This is a genomic window from Kitasatospora sp. NEAU-CNBT7 (assembly GCF_057220535.1).
Genome location: NZ_JBXQQB010000027.1, coordinates 15901 through 34364 on the forward strand (window position 1 = coordinate 15901; position 18464 = coordinate 34364).

General features: G+C 73.8%; 20 protein-coding genes. 10 read left to right on the forward strand and 10 right to left on the reverse strand.

What is annotated here, in order from left to right; all coding sequences use genetic code 11:
- Positions 1-55: 55 nt before the first annotated feature.
- Both AC2TEW_RS28315 and AC2TEW_RS28320 read right to left on the reverse strand, forming a co-directional pair.
- The gene (locus AC2TEW_RS28315; protein WP_484626199.1) at positions 56-1714 is read right to left on the reverse strand and encodes an RICIN domain-containing protein; all 1659 of its coding nucleotides are present in this window, start codon (positions 1712-1714) and stop codon (positions 56-58) included.
- Between the two features lie 295 nt (positions 1715-2009).
- Positions 2010-2249 carry a chaplin gene (locus tag AC2TEW_RS28320; protein WP_033819482.1) on the reverse strand — a complete coding sequence of 80 codons (240 nt, stop codon included), beginning with the start codon at positions 2247-2249 and terminating at the stop codon, positions 2010-2012.
- Between the two features lie 258 nt (positions 2250-2507).
- Between AC2TEW_RS28320 and AC2TEW_RS28325 the strand changes: the two genes are divergently transcribed.
- The 4 genes from AC2TEW_RS28325 (at position 2508) to AC2TEW_RS28340 (ending at position 4283) form a co-directional block, all read left to right on the forward strand.
- Positions 2508-2750 carry a chaplin gene (locus AC2TEW_RS28325; RefSeq protein ID WP_033819483.1) on the forward strand — a complete coding sequence of 81 codons (243 nt, stop codon included), beginning with the start codon at positions 2508-2510 and terminating at the stop codon, positions 2748-2750.
- Positions 2751-3152: 402 nt separating this feature from the next.
- Positions 3153-3395: a chaplin gene (locus tag AC2TEW_RS28330; RefSeq protein ID WP_033819484.1), complete on the forward strand. Its 243-nt coding sequence runs from the start codon at positions 3153-3155 to the stop codon at positions 3393-3395.
- Positions 3396-3476: 81 nt separating this feature from the next.
- Positions 3477-3761, forward strand: a complete 285-nt coding sequence (locus AC2TEW_RS28335) for a chaplin (protein WP_484626200.1) — start codon at positions 3477-3479, stop codon at positions 3759-3761.
- Between the two features lie 123 nt (positions 3762-3884).
- Complete coding sequence (locus AC2TEW_RS28340; RefSeq protein ID WP_484626201.1) at positions 3885-4283, forward strand: hypothetical protein; 399 nt, start codon at positions 3885-3887, stop codon at positions 4281-4283.
- Positions 4284-4403: 120 nt separating this feature from the next.
- On the opposite strand, the gene AC2TEW_RS28345 is transcribed toward AC2TEW_RS28340, so the two are convergent.
- Positions 4404-5090, reverse strand: a complete 687-nt coding sequence (locus AC2TEW_RS28345; protein ID WP_484626202.1) for a hypothetical protein — start codon at positions 5088-5090, stop codon at positions 4404-4406.
- 433 nt (positions 5091-5523) lie between these two features.
- On the opposite strand from AC2TEW_RS28345, the gene AC2TEW_RS28350 reads away from it, so the two are divergent.
- The 3 genes from AC2TEW_RS28350 (at position 5524) to AC2TEW_RS28360 (ending at position 6909) form a co-directional block, all read left to right on the forward strand.
- Entirely contained in the window at positions 5524-5868 is a 345-nt protein-coding gene (locus AC2TEW_RS28350; protein WP_033819488.1) for a hypothetical protein, read from the forward strand.
- A 200-nt stretch (positions 5869-6068) separates the two neighbouring features.
- Entirely contained in the window at positions 6069-6413 is a 345-nt protein-coding gene (locus tag AC2TEW_RS28355; protein ID WP_033819489.1) for a hypothetical protein, read from the forward strand.
- 238 nt (positions 6414-6651) lie between these two features.
- Positions 6652-6909 (forward strand): hypothetical protein, encoded by a 258-nt coding sequence (locus tag AC2TEW_RS28360; RefSeq protein ID WP_033819490.1) that lies wholly within the window; start codon positions 6652-6654, stop codon positions 6907-6909.
- A 92-nt stretch (positions 6910-7001) separates the two neighbouring features.
- On the opposite strand, the gene hemB is transcribed toward AC2TEW_RS28360, so the two are convergent.
- The 7 genes from hemB to AC2TEW_RS28395 form a co-directional block, all read right to left on the reverse strand.
- A complete protein-coding gene (gene hemB, locus AC2TEW_RS28365; RefSeq protein ID WP_484626203.1) occupies positions 7002-7982 on the reverse strand; it encodes a porphobilinogen synthase in 981 nt (326 codons plus the stop codon).
- Between the two features lie 56 nt (positions 7983-8038).
- The gene (locus AC2TEW_RS28370; RefSeq protein WP_484626204.1) at positions 8039-9685 is read right to left on the reverse strand and encodes a bifunctional uroporphyrinogen-III C-methyltransferase/uroporphyrinogen-III synthase; all 1647 of its coding nucleotides are present in this window, start codon (positions 9683-9685) and stop codon (positions 8039-8041) included.
- Complete coding sequence (gene hemC / locus AC2TEW_RS28375) at positions 9682-10671, reverse strand: hydroxymethylbilane synthase (protein WP_484626205.1); 990 nt, start codon at positions 10669-10671, stop codon at positions 9682-9684. Before hemC ends, AC2TEW_RS28370 begins: the two co-directional genes overlap by 4 nt.
- Before the next feature lie 38 nt (positions 10672-10709).
- Positions 10710-12098: a glutamyl-tRNA reductase gene (locus tag AC2TEW_RS28380; RefSeq protein ID WP_484626206.1), complete on the reverse strand. Its 1389-nt coding sequence runs from the start codon at positions 12096-12098 to the stop codon at positions 10710-10712.
- A gap of 34 nt (positions 12099-12132) precedes the next feature.
- A complete protein-coding gene (locus AC2TEW_RS28385) occupies positions 12133-13008 on the reverse strand; it encodes a redox-sensing transcriptional repressor Rex (RefSeq protein ID WP_484626207.1) in 876 nt (291 codons plus the stop codon).
- A 101-nt stretch (positions 13009-13109) separates the two neighbouring features.
- Positions 13110-13844, reverse strand: coding sequence for a 3'-5' exonuclease (locus AC2TEW_RS28390; RefSeq protein ID WP_484626208.1), 735 nt, complete (start codon positions 13842-13844; stop codon positions 13110-13112).
- Positions 13845-14009: 165 nt separating this feature from the next.
- A complete protein-coding gene (locus tag AC2TEW_RS28395) occupies positions 14010-14291 on the reverse strand; it encodes a glutaredoxin family protein (RefSeq protein ID WP_484626209.1) in 282 nt (93 codons plus the stop codon).
- 127 nt (positions 14292-14418) lie between these two features.
- Between AC2TEW_RS28395 and AC2TEW_RS28400 the strand changes: the two genes are divergently transcribed.
- The 3 genes from AC2TEW_RS28400 to AC2TEW_RS28410 all read left to right on the forward strand — a co-directional run bounded on the left by AC2TEW_RS28400 (position 14419) and on the right by AC2TEW_RS28410 (position 18402).
- The gene (locus tag AC2TEW_RS28400; protein ID WP_484626210.1) at positions 14419-15474 is read left to right on the forward strand and encodes an HAD family hydrolase; all 1056 of its coding nucleotides are present in this window, start codon (positions 14419-14421) and stop codon (positions 15472-15474) included.
- 500 nt (positions 15475-15974) lie between these two features.
- The gene (locus AC2TEW_RS28405; RefSeq protein ID WP_484626211.1) at positions 15975-16877 is read left to right on the forward strand and encodes an ECF subfamily RNA polymerase sigma factor, BldN family; all 903 of its coding nucleotides are present in this window, start codon (positions 15975-15977) and stop codon (positions 16875-16877) included.
- A gap of 280 nt (positions 16878-17157) precedes the next feature.
- A complete protein-coding gene (locus AC2TEW_RS28410; RefSeq protein WP_484626212.1) occupies positions 17158-18402 on the forward strand; it encodes a DUF5667 domain-containing protein in 1245 nt (414 codons plus the stop codon).
- Positions 18403-18464: the final 62 nt, after the last annotated feature.

Sequence of the window (18464 nt, forward strand, 5' to 3'; positions counted from 1 at the left end):
GATATCGCGACGGCCCGGACGGGTGGGACCGCAGGCCGGTCCCACCCGCGGCCGGTCAGCCGTGCAGGTAGACGATGCCCAGCTTCTCCAGCCGCCAGTGCTGGCTGTCGGCGCCGCTGTCGGCGGCCAGCTCGACCAGCGGGTTGCCCCCGCCGTCGGTGTCGCCGGAGGCCGCCGCGACCTTGCCCTGGTCCATCGAGTCGGCGAGCTTGTAGGTGCCGTCGCCGGCCGGCTTCAGCACCCAGTGCTGGTTCCCGCCGCCGTTGCAGCGCCACTGGACCAGCCGGGTGCCCGGCGCGGTGGAGGCGCCGGTGGCGTCCAGGCACATGTCCCGGTTGCCGCTGAAGTCCAGCTCGTAGCTGCCGTCGGACTTGATCTCCAGGACGAAGGACTGGTTCAGGCTGCCGGCCGCCGGATAGACGATGGCGCTGCGGCCGTTGGTGGCGTCGCCGTACGTCCCGCCGCCGGCGAAGTCGAGCACCTTGCCGGTGGCCGCGTTGGTCAGCTGGTACCAGGAGCCGTCCTCGGGCGTGTCCGGGAACGGCCGGCCGGGGGTGAGCGCCGTGATCGAGGTGGTGTTCTGCTGGTTCAGGCTGCAGAACGCCTGCTCCAGCGCGGGCTGCTGGTAGAACTGGGCCAGGCAGCGGGCCTCGCCCTGGTAGCCGGCGACCCGCAGGTGGTACGACTGGCGGACCATGTTCATGCAGACGCCGGGGATGCCGATCTCCTGGTCGCAGCCGTTGCGGGTGCGCTCCGAGACGTCGATCACGTCACCGTTGGTGTACTCGTACGGCGAACTGGTCCACTCCGCACAGACCTCGTGGCCGTAACTGACCCGGCGCTGGTCGAGGTAGCGCACCCCCGGCACCTGGCTCGCGGACTGCCGCAGCGCGTCGCTGAGCATCGGGACCACCAGGTTGTGCCCCCAGGCCAGGTCCTCGGGGAAGGCCGGGCAGCCGTCGGCGACCTTGCCGACGTAGTCGTTGCGCCGGATGTCGGGGGTGATCGGCGTGAAGTACGACTGGTAGACCAGCTGGTACGAGGAGTCCTGGTAGCCCGCCCGGCGCATGGTGTTGCGGATGTCGGTGAGCGCCGCGATCACCTTGGGCTTGACGCCCTCGGCCCGGCGGGCGATCTCCGGGGTGCCGATGGTGTCGCGGCAGCCCTGCGACTTGGGGATCGGGAAGTACTGCGCCAGGCAGCTGAGCATGATGCCGCTGAAGTCGAAGTCGTCGTTGGCGCCGATCGTGACGACCACCATCTTGACGTCGTACTGGCCTGCCACCTGGGCGAGTTGGACGTCCTGCTTGGGCTCGCCGAAGTCACCGCTGCCGCCGCCGGTGATCTTCGCCAGCTCCGGGTCGCTGACCAGGTCGCCGGTCTGCGCGCCGGAACAGGCCAGGTCGACCGGGGTGAGTCCGGCCAGGCCGGTGGCGAATATCTCCGACTTCGTGCTGCGGTGGCAGTAGTTGGCGGGGGTGTCGGTGCCGGGGACGTAGTCGTCACCGGTGTCGGTGCCGGCGCCCTCGCCGGAGATCGCACTGTCCCCGAGGGCGACGATCGCGGGCAGCCGGTCGGCCCGGGCGGCCGTCGGCCCGTCGGCGGCGGTGGCGCTGGGCATCGCACCGAGCCCGAGGGCGAGGGACAGTCCGGCCGCCGCCAGCAGCGCCACCGGCCTGCCCCTGTGCAGACCTGACAGTCGAGACCTGATCACGCATGACTCCTTGAGGGGTGGGGGCCACCCGGCGTGCGCCGGGCGGCGCGGAGCATGGAGCGTGGAACGGCGCCCGCCCGGGCCGAGGTGGGGGTCGACGGCCGACGGGCGGGAGGCAGAACATGAGTCAGGCTCATATGTTAGGTACTGGCAAGTAACGCAACAAGGGTCACGACGGTCGGAACTCCGGACACGGCAGGGCCGCCGCTCCGCGTCTCAGGAGGGGGAGAGACGGAGCAGCGGCCCGGATGCTGCGGAATCGACCAGCAGGCCGGCTACGGCCTGGGGGCCTGTGTCAGCCGACGTTGGCGCAGGAGTTGCCGAACGCCGGGTTCAGCAGGCCGATGATGTCGACCGAGTTGCCGCACACGTTGACCGGGATGTGCACCGGCACCTGGAGCTGGTTGCCGGAGGCCACGCCCGGGGAGCCGGCCGTAACGCCCTCGGCGCCCGCGCTCGCGGCAGCGGAGCCCGCACCAGCCGCAACGATGCCGACGACGGCGGCGCCGACAGCGGCAGCCTTCTTGACGCTCATTTGAGTCTCCTCGAAAAATCAGATCTTCCAATTGCCGTGCAGCATGGCCCAGCACGGAAGGGCACAGGGCGTGCACCACTCCCAACGAAGGCCCGATGCTCCAGTTGCGCCACCCCCGCCACATTCACCCGGTTGCACCAATGAAGGCATTCGGGTGATCAACCGACCCGCCCGTTTCCCGGCGGCCGCTGTCTCGTTCTCCCTGGCGAAACCCGCTCCAACCGGTGCTCGCCCTCGGGCGAAGAAATGAGACCTCCCATGCGCAAGCTCGCCTACGGCGCGTTCGGTTCCGCCGCGGCTGCGGCCCTGCTGCTCGGTGCGGCCGGCGGTGCGTCCGCCAGCGCCGGTGCCGAGGGCGTCGTCGCCGGCTCCCCCGGTGTCCTCTCCGGCAACTCCCTCCAGGTGCCGGTGCACGTGCCGGTCAACCTGTGCGGCAACACCGTGGACATCGTCGGCCTGCTCAACCCGGCGTTCGGCAACTCCTGCCTGAACGCGGGCTGATCCCCCGAGCGGGCCGGCCCGCACCGGCGCCCCGTCACCGGCACCGCCGTACGGACCGGCCCGCCGCGGTCCCCGGGGACCTCGACCCCAGGAGAGCGCGCGGACGCCAGGACTGCCCCCGAACAACACGACGTGGCCGACGGCCCGTCAATTCGGGCTTGATTCCTGGTCCTTCGAAACACTCTCCTGGACGCGCCGGAGTGCGGTTGTCTCTCGGCCGTGCGAGAAATGACCGCGAGGCGCACCACTGCGCGGCCCGCCTCCGCCCACGCCACGGGCGACACGCAATCCCTGAGCCGCGTGAGTGACAATCACGGCGCATCCAGAAGCCAGCGGGCGATGATGCTGATTCGCCCGGCACCCGGCCTGCCACGGCCGGGCAGAAAACGGAGGAAGAAACCTATGCGCAACTTCAAGAAGGCTGCCGCCCTCTCGCTCGCCGCCGCGGGCCTGGTCCTCGGTGCGGCCGGCGGCGCGTCCGCCAGCTCGGGCGCCGAGGCCGTCGTCGCCAACTCCCCCGGTGTGCTCTCCGGCAACTCGATCCAGATCCCGGTGCACATCCCCGTGAACGTCTGCGGCAACTCGATCGGCGTCATCTCCATCCTCAACCCGGCGTTCGGCAACTCCTGCGCCAACGTCGGCTGACGCAGCTGTGCCCGCGCCGCACCACCCGCCCGGGTGGTGCGGCGCACCCCTCCCCGTGCTTGATCTAGGAGATCAACTCCCATGCAGAACGTGAAGAAGGCCGCCCTCCTCTCCGCCACCGCGGCCGGCCTGGTGCTCGGTGCCGCCGGCGGTGCGGCCGCCAGCGCCGGTGCCGAGGGCGTCGTCACCAACTCGCCCGGCGTGCTGTCCGGCAACTCGGTCCAGATCCCGGTGCACGTCCCGGTGAACCTGTGCGGCAACTCGATCAACGTGATCGGCGCCCTGAACCCGGCGTTCGGCAACTCCTGCGCCAACGTCGACATGCCGCACACGGACCCGGCCCCCGTGATGGACGAGGACTGCTGATCACCCGCTGATCCGGCCCCGCCTCGCGTCGCTGCCCCCCGGCCCTGGCCGGGGGGCAGTTCGCGTCGGGCCGCCCGGCGCGACGCGCCCAACCACCAGCACCCACCGAAGGGTTGATTCCGCATGGCACTCAAGACGACCGGCACCGGCGCGCTGGCCGCGATCGGCGCGGCGATGCTGCTGGGGGCCGCCGCCCCCGCCGCGCAGGCCGCCCCCGTGGAGCCGGCCGGCGGCCTGCCCCTGCCGCAGCTCCCGGCCCCCCGGCTCGCCCCGACCGACCTGGGCCAGGCCATGGAGGGCACCAGCAGCGGCCTCGGCTACGCCGTCGCGCCGGTCAAGACGCTGCGGCTGGACCCGTGGGCGCAGTCCTCGGCCGACTTCCTGAACAACGGCGTCGGGGTCCAGCCCGACAACGGCCTGCCCGCCGTCGGCACCGGCACCCTGACCGGCCCGCTGACCGCCGGCGGCGGCGCCAAGGACCTCCCGGCCGTCGGCCCGCTGCTCGGCGCCCTGCCGGGCTGAGCGCGCCGCTCCCGCCGGCCGGTACGACGGAGCCCGGCACCGCCCCCGAGGGGTGGTGCCGGGCTCCGTCGTGCGGGCGGCCCCGGCGGCGGGTGCGGCCCGGGGAGCCGGCGCCGGGCCTCAGGCCTCGACGTCCTGGTTCAGCACGCCGTCCACGCTGGTGCCGGCCGCCTCGGTGAGCGCGCGCAGGGTGTCGACCGCGGAGACCGGCTTGTCGTCGCCGCCGAGCGAGGCGCTGGCGCCGGGTACCGCCTGGACGCCCTCGGTCACCAGCCGCGGGTCGAGCTCGCCGAAGGCCAGCATCCCGTCCGCCAGTTCACCGCTGTGGTCGCCGAGGTAGGCGACCGGCTGGCCGAGTTCGAGCGCCGGGCCGGCCGCGTGCAGCGGGGCCGAGGGCGCGTCCAGGCCGAGGGTGCCGGGGGTGACGCCGTCGGCGGCGGCGGGCAGCGGCAGGGTGGTCCTCAGGGCGGGCCCGACCTTGCCGGCGGCCAGCGAGGGGATCACCTGCTCGGGCATCAGCTGGTGGTTGGCCTTCGGCGGCGGCGGCATCAGCGGGGAGGTCGGGATCGCCCCGGAGACCTCCCCGCCCTCCGCCAGCACCGGCAGCTGGCTGGTCGGCGCGCTCAGCGGGATCGTGAAGGGCACGGTCCGGGTGGACAGGCTGTCCTCCAGCGAGGCGACCTCCTCGGGCGTCATGGGGGTTGCCGCGGCGGCGCCCTGGGAGGCGACGACGCCGGCGCCGACCGCCAGGAGCAGGGCTCCGGTCGCCCGCTTGGAGAGCTTCATGCTGTTCACCGTTCTGTCCATGGATCGTGGATTGGTGCGTGGACCGTTGGATGGTGCGTTCGGTTCGGTCGCCGCCGCGCGTGGGTCCGCCGTGCAGCGGAAAGCACTCTGTCCAAACGAGCCACGCCCGTCCAGGATTGCGAGAGTTAACCGGTACGGCCTATTAATCCGACCGTCTGACACTCCTGCGAGCGATCCCCGGGACCCACCGGGCAATCCGCCGTAACTTTCCCGCCGCTGATTCTTTGAGCTGGTTGTCGCAGCCAGAACGGCGGCAGGAGTCGGACCGCTGATCCGCTGGAGCCCTCGCGTCTTCAACGGTCGGCCGCATTTCGAAATCCCCCCTGACGGGCTAGCAACCGCAGACCGGGTCGCTCGTTGAACGCTTTGCACGAAACAGCGGTCAAGCCCGCCGAGACGACCGTCCCTAGCATTCAGAGAGGTATCTCAGCTCATGCTCAAGAAGACCTTCGCCTCCGTCGGCCTGGCTGCCGCCGCGCTGGCCGCCGTCGCCTCCCCCGCCGCCGCGATCGGCAACTCGGACGGCTCCGCCGCCTCGATCCAGGGCAACGGCGGCACCAACTCCACCGGCACCTGGGGCAACCACAGCCCCAACTTCCACTTCCTGGACAACCCGAACCTCTGCCTGCCCGAGATCCACAACATCGGTGTCGGCGTGCTCGGTGTCGCGGTCCCGGTCGAGGTCGACGCTCTGAACAACCAGCCGAAGCAGACCTGCGTCGTCGGCCAGAGCACCCTCGGCAGCGGCGACGGCGGCGTGTCCCACCTGGTGGGCTGAGGCCTCCCCAGGCCGACGCCGGGCCGGTCGGCACTCCTGCGCCACCGGCCCGGCACCACCACCCCGTCCGGCACCCGTACGTGCCGCACAGATCCGGGGTCCGGCCCGCTCCCCCGGCCGGGCCCGCTCCACCGGCCCAATCTGAGCCACCGGTTGGGCAGTCGCTCCACTCCATCAGATCCGAAAAGGAACCCCAAGAAATGATCAAGAAGGCTCTCGCCGTCGCCGGTATCGCCGCCGCCGGCTTCACCATGGCCACCGCCCCCGCGATGGCCATCGGCGACTCGGACGGCGCCGCCGTCTCCGGCCAGGGCAACGGTGGCACCAACCACAACGGCACCGAGGGCAACCACAGCCCGAACTACCACACCCTCGACAACCCGAACCTCTGCCTGCCGGAGGTCCACAACATCGCCGTCGCCGTCATCGGCGCCGCGGTGCCGATCGAGGTCAAGGCCCTGAACAACAACCCGGAGCAGACCTGCGTCGTCGGCCAGAACACCGTGGGCAGCGGCGACGGTGGCGTCAGCCACCTGATCGGCTGATCTACCGGGCAGCAGCGACCGCCGGGCCGGGGGGATTCACCCCCTGCCCGGCGGTTGCCGTTTATCGGGCCGCCAACACCCGTACGGCTGCGGTGCGTTCGGGTGACAGCGCGTCGATCCGGCGCGTACTGACCATCGGCCGCCGCACCATTGTGATCACGTGTAGTGACTCCCCCGTCACGCGCGCCGTCGGCTCTGTCCGCAGGGTGCCGAGAGCGCGCACAAGAGAGGACTTCTCATGAAGAGCATGCTGGGCAAGGCCCTGCTCACCACCGTCGCCGCGGTGGCCCTCGCCGGTGTCTCCGCCCCCGCGTACGCGCACGTCGCCGCCGGCGGCGGTGGCGAGTTCGTGGCGTCCGCACACGAGCCCTTCCTGGCCGGCGAGCAGCACGGCTGGGCGGAGACCAGCCACATCTTCGCGGCCGGCCAGCAGTGGGGCTGGGCCACCTCCACCGCCGTCGCGGGCGGCGCCGAGGGCATCGCCGTCATCGACTGACACCGGGCGGGACGTACCGGAGGCCGGGCCGCGGATCCACCGCAGCCCGGCCTCCGGCCGTGTCCCAGGGGGTTTCGGGTAGGGCTGCCGGGTCAGCGGACCATCCGGGCGGCCTCCAGCGCCCAGTAGGTCAGGATCTGCCCGGCGCCGGCCCGGCGGATCGAGGTGAGCGTCTCCAGGATGATCCGCTCGCGGTCCACCCAGCCGTTGGCGGCGGCGGCCTCGATCATCGCGTACTCGCCGGAGACCTGGTACGCGGCGACCGGCACCGGGGAGGCGTCGGCGATCTGCCGCAGGATGTCCAGGTACGCCATGGCGGGCTTGACCATCACCAGGTCCGCGCCCTCGGCGAGGTCCTGCTCCAGCTCGCGCAGCGACTCGCGGGCGTTGGCCGGGTCCTGCTGGTAGCTCTTGCGGTCGCCCTTGAGCGAGGAGCCGACGGCCTCGCGGAACGGGCCGTAGAAGGCCGAGGCGTACTTGGCGGTGTAGGCGAGGATGCCCACCTCCTGGTGCCCGGCCTCGTCCAGGGCCCGCCGGACCACGCCGATCTGACCGTCCATCATGCCGGAGGGGCCGACCAGGTGGACGCCCGCGTCGGCCTGCACCACGGCCATGTCGGCGTACCGGGCCAGGGTGGCGTCGTTGTCCACGCTGCCGTCGGCGGCCAGCACGCCGCAGTGGCCGTGGTCGGTGTACTCGTCCAGGCAGAGGTCGCTCATCACCACCAGGGCGTCGCCGACCTCGGCCACCACGTCGCGGATCGCCTGCTGCAGGATGCCGTCCGGGTTGGTGCCCTCGCTGCCGACCGCGTCCTGCACCTCGGGGACGCCGAACAGCATGATGCCGCCGAGGCCCGCCTCGGCGGCCTCGACCGCGGCCCTGCGCAGGGTGTCCCGGGTGTGCTGGACGACGCCCGGCATCGAGGTGATCGGCCTCGGCTCGTCGATCCCCTCGCGCACGAAGGCGGGCAGGATCAGCTCGGCCGGGTGCAGCCTGGTCTCGGCGACCAGCCGGCGCATCGCCGGGCTGGTGCGCAGTCGGCGCGGGCGGACGTACGGGAACTCGGCGGACACGGGGCGACTCCGAACGGTGGAAGGCCCGGGGAGGCGGTGCCTCCCCGGGCGGGGTGTCAGCGCGCGGCCTTGCGGCGCGAGCCGGGACGGCGCTCGCTGGGCCGGTAGACCGGCTCACCGGCGGCCGTCGCGGTGTCCCGGCGGTTGGCGCCGAACTCCGCGAGGGCCTGGGCGAGGGCGCCGGCGGACGGCGCGGGCGCCATCACGTCGACCCGCAGGCCGTGCTCCTCGGCGGTCTTGGCGGTCGCCGGGCCGATACAGGCGATGATCGTGACGTTGTGCGGCTTGCCGGCGATGCCGACCAGGTTGCGCACGGTGGAGGAGGAGGTGAAGAGCACGGCGTCGAAGCCACCGCCCTTGATCGCCTCCCGGGTCTCGGCCGGCGGCGGCGAGGCGCGGACGGTGCGGTACGCCGTCACGTCGTCCACCTCCCAGCCGAGCTCGACCAGACCGGCCACCAGGGTCTCGGTGGCGATGTCGGCGCGCGGCAGCAGCACCCGGTCGATCGGGTCGAAGACCGGGTCGTACGGCGGCCAGTCCTCCAGCAGCCCGGCGGCGGACTGCTCGCCGGAGGGGACCAGGTCCGGCTTGACGCCGAAGTCCACCAGCGCCTGCGCGGTGGTCTCGCCGACCGCCGCGACCTTGATGCCGGCGAAGGCCCGGGCGTCCAGGCCGTACTCCTCGAACTTCTCCCGGACGGCCTTGACCGCGTTGACCGAGGTGAAGGCGATCCACTCGTAGCGGCCGGTCACCAGGCCCTTGATGGCGCGCTCCATCTGCTGCGGGGTGCGCGGCGGCTCCACCGCGATGGTGGGCACCTCCTGCGGCACCGCGCCGTACGAGCGCAGCTGGTCGGACAGGCCGTGGGCCTGCTCCTTGGTGCGCGGCACCAGGACGTTCCAGCCGAACAGCGGCTTGGTCTCGAACCAGGAGTGGGACGAGCGGTGCGCGACCTGCTCCCCCACCACGGCTATCACCGAGGTGGCCGGGTCGACCGGCGCCGACACCGGGGAGGGCAGCACCCGGGCCGCCTTCAGGTCGGCCGCGATCGAGGCCAGCGTGGAGGTGAAGGTGCGCTGGCGGGTGGTGGTGCCGGAGAGCGTCGCGGAGAGCGCCGACTCGGGCTTGCGGCCGCCCGCCACCAGGGCGTTGGCGGTGGCCGGCAGCTGGCCGAGGGTGGTGCGCACCACCAGGGTGGTCTCCGGGACGCCGAGGTCGGGGGCGGAGCCGGCCAGCAGCTGGGCGCCGTCCACGAAGCGCACGTCGGCGCCGTGGCTGCCGCGCAGCGGGACGCCCGCGTACGCCGGGACGCCGACCGACTGGGCGACGCCGGGGATCACCTCGAAGGGGATCGCCGAGCGGGCGCAGACCAGCATCTCCTCGGCGGCGCAGCCGTCCAGGCCCGGGTCGCCGTCGACCGTGCGGACCACGTGCTTGCCGGCCCGGACCGCGTCCGCGACCAGCTTGGCCACGTCCAGGCCGGTGTCCTCGGCCGGGCTGTGCACCTGGACCCCGGACGGACAGTGGGTGCGCACCGCGGCGGCCGTCAGCGGGTCGGTGACCAGGACGTCGGCCGAGGCCAGCACGTCGACGGCGCGCAGGGTCAGCAGACCCGGGTCTCCCGGGCCCGCGCCCAGGAAGGTGCAACGACCGGTCGTGGGGACCGGGTTGCCGGCCGGGCTGCCGGCGGTGGTGGGGCTCATCGGGCTCGCTCCCCCATCAGGTTGGCCGCGCCCTGGGCGAGCAGCCGGTCAGCCAGCGCGCGGCCCAGGGCCGCGGCGTGCTGCTCGGCGTCCTCGTCCAGGACGATCGGGCCGTTGGCGGTCATCTTCAGCAGCGTGGCGCCGTCGACGGTGCCGACCACGCCCTCCAGCCGCAGTTCGGTTCCGTCCCAGGTCGCGAGAGCCGCGACGGGGGCGGAGCAGCCGGCCTCCAGGGCGGCCAGCAGGGCGCGCTCGGCGACCACGGCGGCCCGGGTGGGCCGGTGGTCCAGCGCGGCCAGCTCGGCGGCCAGGCCGGCGTCGACGCACTCGACGGCCAGCGCGCCCTGCCCGGGGGCCGGCAGCATCAGCGCGGGGTCGAGGTGGTCGGTGATCTCGGCGGCGCGGCCGAGCCGGTTGAGGCCGGCGGTGGCCAGCACCACGGCGTCCAGCTCGCCGCCGTCGACGTAGCCGATCCGGGTGTCGACGTTGCCGCGGATCGCGACCGTCTCCAGGGCGGTGCCGCGGGCCGCCGCCCAGGCGTTGAGCTGGGCCGTCCGGCGCGGGGAGCCGGTGCCTATCCGGGCCGGGCGGCCCGCCAGCTTCTCCACCAGGTGCTCCAGGCCGAGGCCGTCGCGGGCGACCAGTGCGTCGCGCGGGTCCTCCCGCTCGGGCACGGCGGCCAGCCGCAGGCCCTCGGGGGCCGCGGTCGGCAGGTCCTTGAGGGAGTGCACGGCGAGGTCGATCCGGCCCTCCAGCAGCGCGTCCCGCAGGGCGGAGACGAAGACGCCGGTGCCGCCGATCTGCGCGAGCGCCTCGCGGGAGGTGTCGCCGTAGGTGGTGATCTCCACCAGCTCGACGGGGCGGCCGGTGACCCGGGTGACCTCGCGGGCGATCATGCCCGACTGGGCCATCGCGAGGGCGCTGCGGCGGGTGCCGAGGCGCAGCGGTCGCGGCTCGCCCTCGTGGGTGCTCGGTTGACCATGCATAGGATCGTCCTGGTCGTGCTGATGGGCTGACTGGTGGTTCATCTGGAGGCTCCGGCTCCCTTGCTGCCACCGGGGTGGACGGCCTGGGCGCCGATCGCGGGGCCGGCCGCCGGGGAGGCCGGGCCGCCGACCGGGGTGCCGGAGACGGCGTGCACCGCCGCGGGGTCCAGGTCGAACAGCTCGCGCAGGGCCTCCGCGTAGCTGGCTCCGCCGGGCTCGGCCGCGAGCTGCTTCACCCGCACGGTGGGTGCGTGCAGGAGCTTGTCGACCACCCGGCGGACGGTCTGGGTGATCTCCGCCCGGGAGCGGTCGTCCAGGCCGGGCAGCCGACTGTCCAGCCGGGCCAGCTCGCTGCTGACCAGGTCGGAGGCCATCGACCGGAGGGCCACCACGGTGGGGGCGATCCGGGCGGCCCGCTGGGCGGCGGCGAAGGCCGCCACCTCGTCGGCGACGATCGTGGTGACCGCGTCGACGTCGCCGGCACCGGGGGTGGCGGCGTGCGCGTGCGACAGGCTCTCCAGGTCGACCAGCAGCGCGCCCGGCAGGCCGTGCACGGCGTGGTCGACGTCGCGCGGCATGGCCAGGTCGAGGAAGGCGAGCGGGCCGGGGGCGGTGCGGGCGGCGACCGCGGCGGCAGCCTCGGGCGCGCCGATCACCACGCCGGCGGCGCCGGTGCAGGAGATCACCAGGTCGACGTCGGCCAGCGTCTCGGGGACCTTGGCGAAGTCGACCGTGCGGGCGGCGCCGCCGAGGATCTCCACCAGGCGCTCGGCGCGGGCGGCGGTGCGGTTGGCGATCAGCAGGTCGGTGACGCCGGCCCGGACCAGGGTGGCGGCGGCCAGCGAGCTCATCGAGCCGGCGCCGACCACCAGGGCCCGCTTGCCGGCGATCTCCCCGGCCCGGGCGGCGATCTGCTCCAGGCCGAAGGTGACCAGCGACTGGCCGGCCTTGTCGATGCCGGTCTCGCTGTGGGCCCGCTTGCCGACCCGCAGGGCCTGCTGGAACAGCTCGTTCAGGCCGCGCCCGGCGGTGTGCTCCTCCTGGGCGCGGGCCAGCGCGTCACGCAGCTGGCCGAGGATCTGGCCCTCGCCGACCACCATCGAGTCCAGGCCGCAGGCCACCGAGAACAGGTGGTGGACGGCGCGGTCCTCGTAGTGCACGTACAGGTGGGAGGTGAGCTCCTCCAGGTCGACGCCGCTGTGGTGGGCGAGCAGCAGCGACAGCTCGGCGACGCCGGCGTGGAACTTGTCCACGTCCGCGTAGAGCTCGATCCGGTTGCAGGTGTTGACCAGCGCGGCCTCGCCGACGGTCGCCGTGGCGGCGGCGTCGTGCAGCAGCCGGGTGGGGACGTCACCGGTCAGTGCGGCGCGCTCCAGCACCCCGACCGGGGCGGTGCGGTGGCTCAGGCCGACCACGAGCAGGCTCATGACCGACCCCCGCGACAGCTGTGGACCATGGCGTTCATGCCGGCATCACCGCGGAACGGTCGCCGTCGGTGCCCTTGCCGGAGCGGGGCTTGGCGGCCTCGGTCTTGGCGGGCTCGCTCTTCGCCCCGCCCGCGGCGCGGCGCAGCTTGGCCGCGGCGGCCCGGACCGGGCCCGGGGCGCGGTCCAGCATGCCGCCGTCCTGCCCGGGCTCCTCGCCGGCCTTGCGCTGCTCGTGGAAGGCGAGGATCTGGAGCTCTATCGAGAGGTCGACCTTGCGCACGTCCACCCCGTCCGGGACGGTCAGCACGGTGGGCGCGAAGTTGAGGATGCTGGTCACGCCGGCCTCCACCAGCCGGTCGCAGACCTGCTGGGCGGCGCCGGGCGGGGTGGTGATCACGCCGATGGAGACCTGCTGGCCGGCCACGATGGACTCCAGCTCGTCCATGTGGCGCACCGGCAGGCCGGCCGCGGTGCTGCCGACCACGGCCGGGTCGGCGTCCAGCAGGGCCGCCACCCGGAAGCCGCGGGAGGCGAAGCCGCCGTAGTTGGCGAGTGCGTGGCCCAGGTTCCCGATGCCGACGATGACGACCGGCCAGTCCTGGGTGAGGCCCAGCTCGCGGGAGATCTGGTACACGAGGTACTCGACGTCGTAGCCGACGCCCCGGGTGCCGTACGAGCCGAGGTAGGAGAAGTCCTTGCGCAGCTTGGCGGAGTTGACCCCGGCGGCGGTGGCCAGCTCCTCCGAGGAGACGGTGGGCACCGAGCGCTCGGAGAGCGCGGTGAGCGCCCTCAGGTAGAGCGGCAGGCGGGCGACGGTCGCCTCCGGGATGCCCCGGGCACGGGAGGGTCGGCGCGCGGCGCCTGCGTCGGGCGTCTGCGAACTGCTCTGGGTGGGTCGGCCGATTGCCACGGTGCTCCTGTGGGTGAAGCTGGGCTTAGGCAGCCAGGCTATGCGTTTGTGAACGTGTGCACAAAGATGGTGTCCGTTTTGTCCCCGCACAGTGATGCGCATCACTCGCCTCCCGCGGCGGACAGCACCGTCCGCGGCCGGTCCCCGTCGGGCGGCGGCGGGCCGACGGGCACCTCGCGGCGCAGCAGCGGGACGCCCGCGCCCGGGCCGGCCGCGCCCGCGGGCTCCAGCCGGGGCCAGGGCACCCGGGCGGCCTCGCGCAGCGGCGCGGCCCAGTCGCCGGCCGCGGCCGCCGGGTCGCCGGGCGGGACGGCGACGCAGTGCCGCAGCAGGTCGGCGGCGGCCCGGGCGTCGCCGAGCGCGGTGTGCGCCGGGTACCGGCCGAGGCCGGCCGCCGCGACGCAGGCCGCCAGGCCGTACCCGCCGGCGTCGGCGAGCCGGGCGCGGGCCAGCCGCATGGTGCACAGCTCCGGGACGGGCGGCAGCTCGACCCCGAGCCGGGCGAACTCGCGCTCCAGGAAGGACCGGTCGCAGCTGACGTGGTGACCCACCAGGACCCGGCCGGCCAGCAGGTCCAGCAGGACCGGGGCGACCTCGCGGAAGCGCGGGGCGCCGACCACCTGGTCCTGGGTTATCCGGTGCACGTGGGTGGGGCCGACCGGCCCGGCCGGGTCGACCAGGGTGGCGAACTCGCCCTCGGCCCGCAGCCGGTGGTCGAGCAGCACCACGGCGACCTCGACCACCCGGTGCCGCCAGGGGCTGCGGCCGGTGGCCTCGACGTCGACCACGGCGTACCCGCCCGGCACCGGGGGCACACGGCGGTCACCGAGCAGCATCGTCCTGCTCTCCTCTTGTCAGCGACCCCCGGCGGACACAAAGCCCCACGATGGTAAGCCGACGAACGAGCCCTTTTTCAAGGAGATCTTCATCTCGGCCGACAACGATTCGGCGAACCACCCCCGCCGATCGGCGGGGGTGGTACTGGTGCCCGGGCGGGCCGCTCAGCCGCCGAGGGCGGTGCGCAGCCGGCGCTCGTCGACCCGCCAGAAGTCGTGCTGGCGGCCGTCGATCAAGGTCACCGGGATCTGCTCCCAGTACTTCTCGTACAGCTCCGCGTCCCGGGTGATGTCCTTCTCCTCGAAGGCGGCGCCGAGTTCACCGGTGACCTTGAGGATCACCGCGCGGGCGTCCTGGCAGAGGTGGCAGTCCGGCTTCCCGACCAAGGTCACGGTCCGGTCCGCCGGGTTCTTCTTGTCGCGTCGCAGCAGGCTCACCCGACCCATTGTGCCTGCCGGCCCCGGCCGGCCGCCGGGCCGCGGCGCCGCCGCCACACCCCGGATGCGGGCTGTTAACGGGGGCTGCACACCACGGTCACGGGATCCGACACCGCCGCTGGCTATGCTCGTTGCCATGGCCGCGCTGCGAAGGCTCACCCAGGCAAGGCGTTCCCCGACCGAGCGGACCGCCCTGGCGGGCGAGGCCGCCGCCCAGGCCGCCGAGGCGGACCTGCTGGCCGCCGCCCCCGGGCCCGGCACGGCGCAGGAGCCGCACCGCGCGGCGGCCGACGCCCCGGGCGCGGCGGACGGGACGCCGGAGCCGGCGCCCGCCGCGGACGGCGGGCCCGCGCCGAAGGGCGCCAAGCAGCCCAAGGCCCCCGCCGAGGACCACACCCCGACGCCGGACGACCCGCGGGCGGCCGCCTTCTTCGACTGCGACAACACCATCCTGCGCGGGGCCGCGATCTTCTACCTGGGCATCGGGCTGTACCGCCGCCGCTTCTTCAGCCGCCGCGACGTGGCCCGGTTCGCCTGGCAGCAGGCCTGGTTCCGGCTGCACGGCTCGGAGGACCCGGCGCACATCGCGGACGCCCAGGACACCGCGCTCGGCCTGGTCGCCGGCAAGCGGACGGCCGACCTGGAGGCGATCTGCGAGGAGATCTTCGAGGAGGTCATCGCCCGGAAGATCTGGCCGGGCACCCGCGCCCTGGTCCAGATGCACCTGGACGCCGGGCAGCGCACCTGGCTGGTCACCGCCGCCCCGCAGGAGGTGGCCCGGATCATCGCCCGGCAGCTCGGCATGACCGGCGCGCTGGGCACGGTCTCCGAGACCGCCGACGGCGCCTACACCGGCCGGCTGGTCGGCGGCCTGCTGCACGGCCCGGCCAAGGCCGCCGCGGTCCAGGCGCTGGCCCGGCGCGAGCAGCTCGACCTCAGCCGCTGCGCGGCCTTCAGCGACTCCGCCAACGACATCCCGATGCTGGCGCTGGTCGGCCACCCCTACGTGATCAACCCGGACGCCGCGCTGCGCCGCCACGCCCGGGCGATGGGCTGGCGGGTGCGGGACTTCCGGACCGGCCGCAAGGCGGCCCGGATCGGCCTGCCGGCCGCGGCCGGGCTCGGCGTACTGGCCGGTGCGGCCGCGGCGGCCGTCACGGTACGCCGCCGGCAGCGCGCCGCCTGCTCCTGAGCCCCGCGCGGGACGGGAGGTTCGCACACGGTCGGCGTGTCGGCGGAGCACCTCCCCACACGTCAACCTGGCGTTTCGCCAGCCACTCCATGGATGGGCGCGGGCTCACGCTAACGAGCTAACCCGGCGCCGGGCCGCCGGGTGACCGAACCGGATCGGCGGCGACCGGATCTGATCGTTCGTCGACTTGGGAAACTCGGGGATTGCGGGGCGCCAGGACGGGGAAACCGCCCCTCCCGCCCTTAAATTGGTCACACGGTGCTTACGAGCGCTCACGTTGCGCCAGACGGACGGTGACAACTCCGGTCATTACCAGCTGAAAATGCACAACAAGTGGACCTCGAACGACCACTTCGACCACAGGGTGTAGCTGTCATTGCACAAAGCGTTATCCTCTCTGGGATGCACGCCACCACGCGTCCCCGGTGACGGGGGGTCAGGCAGTGTGCTCTCCGCACAGGCGGAGGTGACCCGTCCACAGTTCTGCCTCTGGGAGTCCCGTGTACCCACCCGTCCGGAACGACGCGCCTACCTCCCCCCGCCCGTCGACCGCCACCCTGCGTCCCGGTACGCGCCTGGACCAGCTGTGGGCCGCGATCCGCGACTTCGAGCTGCTCGTCCCGCAGCCCGCGGTGGCCGGCACCCCCCTGAGCACCGGCTACGGCCGGCCGGCCCGTCCCGTTCCCGGCGCGCTGCTGCGCTCCACCGCCACCAGCGGCACCGGGACCAGCGGCCCGGGCGCCAGCGGAACCGGCTCCGGCACCGGGACGCGCGGCCGCACCGCGGTCGGCGGCGGGAGCACCGGCCGCGGCCGGACCAGGTCCGCCACCGGGACCGGCACCGGCTCCGAGACCGAGCACAACCCGATCGTCGACCTGGTCGAACGCGCCCAGAACGGCGAGAGCGAGGCCTTCGGCCGGCTCTACGACCACTACGCCGACACCGTGTACCGCTACATCTACTACCGGGTCGGCAGCCGGGCCACCGCCGAGGACCTGACCAGCGAGACCTTCCTGCGCGCACTGCGCCGGATCGGCACCTTCACCTGGCAGGGGCGGGACTTCGGCGCGTGGCTGGTGACCATCGCACGCAACCTGGTGGCCGACCACTTCAAGTCCAGCCGCTTCCGGCTGGAGGTCACCACCGGCGAGATGCTGGACTCCAACGAGTGCGAGCGCAGCCCCGAGGACTCGGTGCTGGAGTCGCTCTCCAACGCGGCGCTGCTGGACGCCGTACGGCGGCTCAACCCGCAGCAGCAGGAGTGCGTGACCCTGCGCTTCCTGCAGGGGCTCTCGGTGGCCGAGACGGCCCGGATCATGGGCAAGAACGAGGGTGCCATCAAGACCCTCCAGTACCGCGCGGTGCGCACGCTGGCCCGCCTGCTGCCGCCCGACGCCCGGTGATCGCGGCAGGTACCGGCACCGGTGGGCCGGTCGGCGGCGGCGGCATATCCGGCGGCCCGTCAGCCCGGCCGTCCTCCGCACACGTGCGGGTGAATGGGCGGTCACATGATCAGCCGTGCGTAACCGACCCCCGGCCGCGCTCGTTGGCCAGCGTGCAATCCGTCATCGGGGCCGCAGTCAAGCCCGATCCAGGCATGTCACCCGATGGTGTGGTTTCGGCCCGCCGAGGCAACCGTCCGGCCGGCCTGGGTGTCGAAAACGACGAAGGGAGGTGTGGCCCGTGACGGCAAACGTGCTGGAGCACCGGCGGGCAAAGGCCTTCGCCGAGGCGCTGGAGGCCCACCGGACAGAGAGCAGGGCCGACACCGGAGGCGCGGCCCGAGCCGGCTCGTCCAGGGCCGACCAGGCCCGCGGCGGCTCCGCCGCGATGGCGGAGCTGCTGGCGATGGCCGGCGCCCTCGGCTCGCTGCCGGAGCCGGAGCTGGACGCCGAGGCCCGGGTGGTCCAGCGGGCGCAGCTGATGGCCGCGTTCGAGCAGGAGTGGGCCGGTGGCCGGCCCGCCGTGGCGCTGCCCAGGCAGCGGCGGCACCGGGCGGTCCGCGCGGTCTCGCGCAGCCGGTGGGGCCGACGGCTGGCGATCGGCGGCCTGGTCGCCGGGGTGGCGGTCGGCAGTTTCGCCGGTGCCGCGGCCGCGAGCACCAACGCCCTGCCGGGGGACCCGCTGTACGGCATGAAGCGCGGTCTGGAGGGCCTCCAGCTGGACTGGGCGGACTCCGACGCCGAGCGCGGCGCGCTGCTGCTGGAGCAGGCCTCCACCCGGCTCGACGAGGCCCAGTCGCTGCTCCGGCGGGCCGGTTCGCCGGACACGCTGAGCCCCGACACGGTCGAGCAGGTCCGGCGTGCGCTGGACGACATGCACACCGAGGCGGTGCGCGGCCGTGACCTGCTGCGCGCGGTCTACCGGAGCAACGGCTCGCTCGCCCCGATGCGCAAGCTCGCCACCTTCGCGGAGGGCGAGGACGACCGCTGGACCACGCTGCAGAGCCGGCTCCCCGGCCAGCTCACCGGCCAGGCCGGCAAGGTCGACCAGCTCTTCGACGACATAAGCGAGGACGTCGCGCCCCTGCACCTGGAGCAGCCCGCCGCGGACGGCGGTCAGGCCCCGGGCGGCACGGGAGCGGGCGGCGAGCAGTCCCCCGGTGCGGCCGGGCACCAGCCCGGTACCACCGGTGGCCGGCCGCAGTCCCCGGCCGGCACCCCGGACCCGCACGGCAAGGGCGGCACCGGCGGTGCGGCGACGGGCGGGTCCGCCCCGAGCAGCGCGCCGGCCGGCGTCGGTGGCCTGGTGAACGGGCTGACCAACGGGCTGACCGGGGGCGGGGCCGCCGGTACGCCGTCGGCCGGGCAGCCGGACCGTTCGGCCTCCTCGCCGACGCCGTCGGCGGACCCGGCGGCCCCGGAGAACCAGGGCCTGACCCTTCCGCCGCTGCTCCCGGGCCTGCTGCCCGGGCTGACCCTGAACTGACGGCGGGTCGGCGGCGGGAGCGGGGGACCACCCCCCACCCCCCCTCCCCCTCCCATTCCCCT

Bases quoted from the DNA above. Each gene is read 5' to 3' on its own strand.
- AC2TEW_RS28355 (WP_033819489.1), top strand. From the start codon at position 6,069: ATGATCAAGAAGGCTCTCGCCGTCGCCGGTATCGCCGCCGCCGGCTTC.
- AC2TEW_RS28320 (WP_033819482.1), bottom strand. From the start codon at position 2,249: ATGAGCGTCAAGAAGGCTGCCGCTGTCGGCGCCGCCGTCGTCGGCATC.
- AC2TEW_RS28370 (WP_484626204.1), bottom strand. From the start codon at position 9,685: ATGAGCCCCACCACCGCCGGCAGCCCGGCCGGCAACCCGGTCCCCACG.
- AC2TEW_RS28350 (WP_033819488.1), top strand. From the start codon at position 5,524: ATGCTCAAGAAGACCTTCGCCTCCGTCGGCCTGGCTGCCGCCGCGCTG.
- AC2TEW_RS28325 (WP_033819483.1), top strand. From the start codon at position 2,508: ATGCGCAAGCTCGCCTACGGCGCGTTCGGTTCCGCCGCGGCTGCGGCC.
- AC2TEW_RS28395 (WP_484626209.1), bottom strand. From the start codon at position 14,291: ATGGGTCGGGTGAGCCTGCTGCGACGCGACAAGAAGAACCCGGCGGAC.
- AC2TEW_RS28360 (WP_033819490.1), top strand. From the start codon at position 6,652: ATGAAGAGCATGCTGGGCAAGGCCCTGCTCACCACCGTCGCCGCGGTG.
- AC2TEW_RS28390 (WP_484626208.1), bottom strand. From the start codon at position 13,844: ATGCTGCTCGGTGACCGCCGTGTGCCCCCGGTGCCGGGCGGGTACGCC.
- AC2TEW_RS28335 (WP_484626200.1), top strand. From the start codon at position 3,477: ATGCAGAACGTGAAGAAGGCCGCCCTCCTCTCCGCCACCGCGGCCGGC.
- AC2TEW_RS28340 (WP_484626201.1), top strand. From the start codon at position 3,885: ATGGCACTCAAGACGACCGGCACCGGCGCGCTGGCCGCGATCGGCGCG.
- AC2TEW_RS28330 (WP_033819484.1), top strand. From the start codon at position 3,153: ATGCGCAACTTCAAGAAGGCTGCCGCCCTCTCGCTCGCCGCCGCGGGC.
- AC2TEW_RS28345 (WP_484626202.1), bottom strand. From the start codon at position 5,090: ATGGACAGAACGGTGAACAGCATGAAGCTCTCCAAGCGGGCGACCGGA.
- hemC (WP_484626205.1), bottom strand. From the start codon at position 10,671: ATGCATGGTCAACCGAGCACCCACGAGGGCGAGCCGCGACCGCTGCGC.
- AC2TEW_RS28400 (WP_484626210.1), top strand. From the start codon at position 14,419: ATGGCCGCGCTGCGAAGGCTCACCCAGGCAAGGCGTTCCCCGACCGAG.
- AC2TEW_RS28380 (WP_484626206.1), bottom strand. From the start codon at position 12,098: ATGAGCCTGCTCGTGGTCGGCCTGAGCCACCGCACCGCCCCGGTCGGG.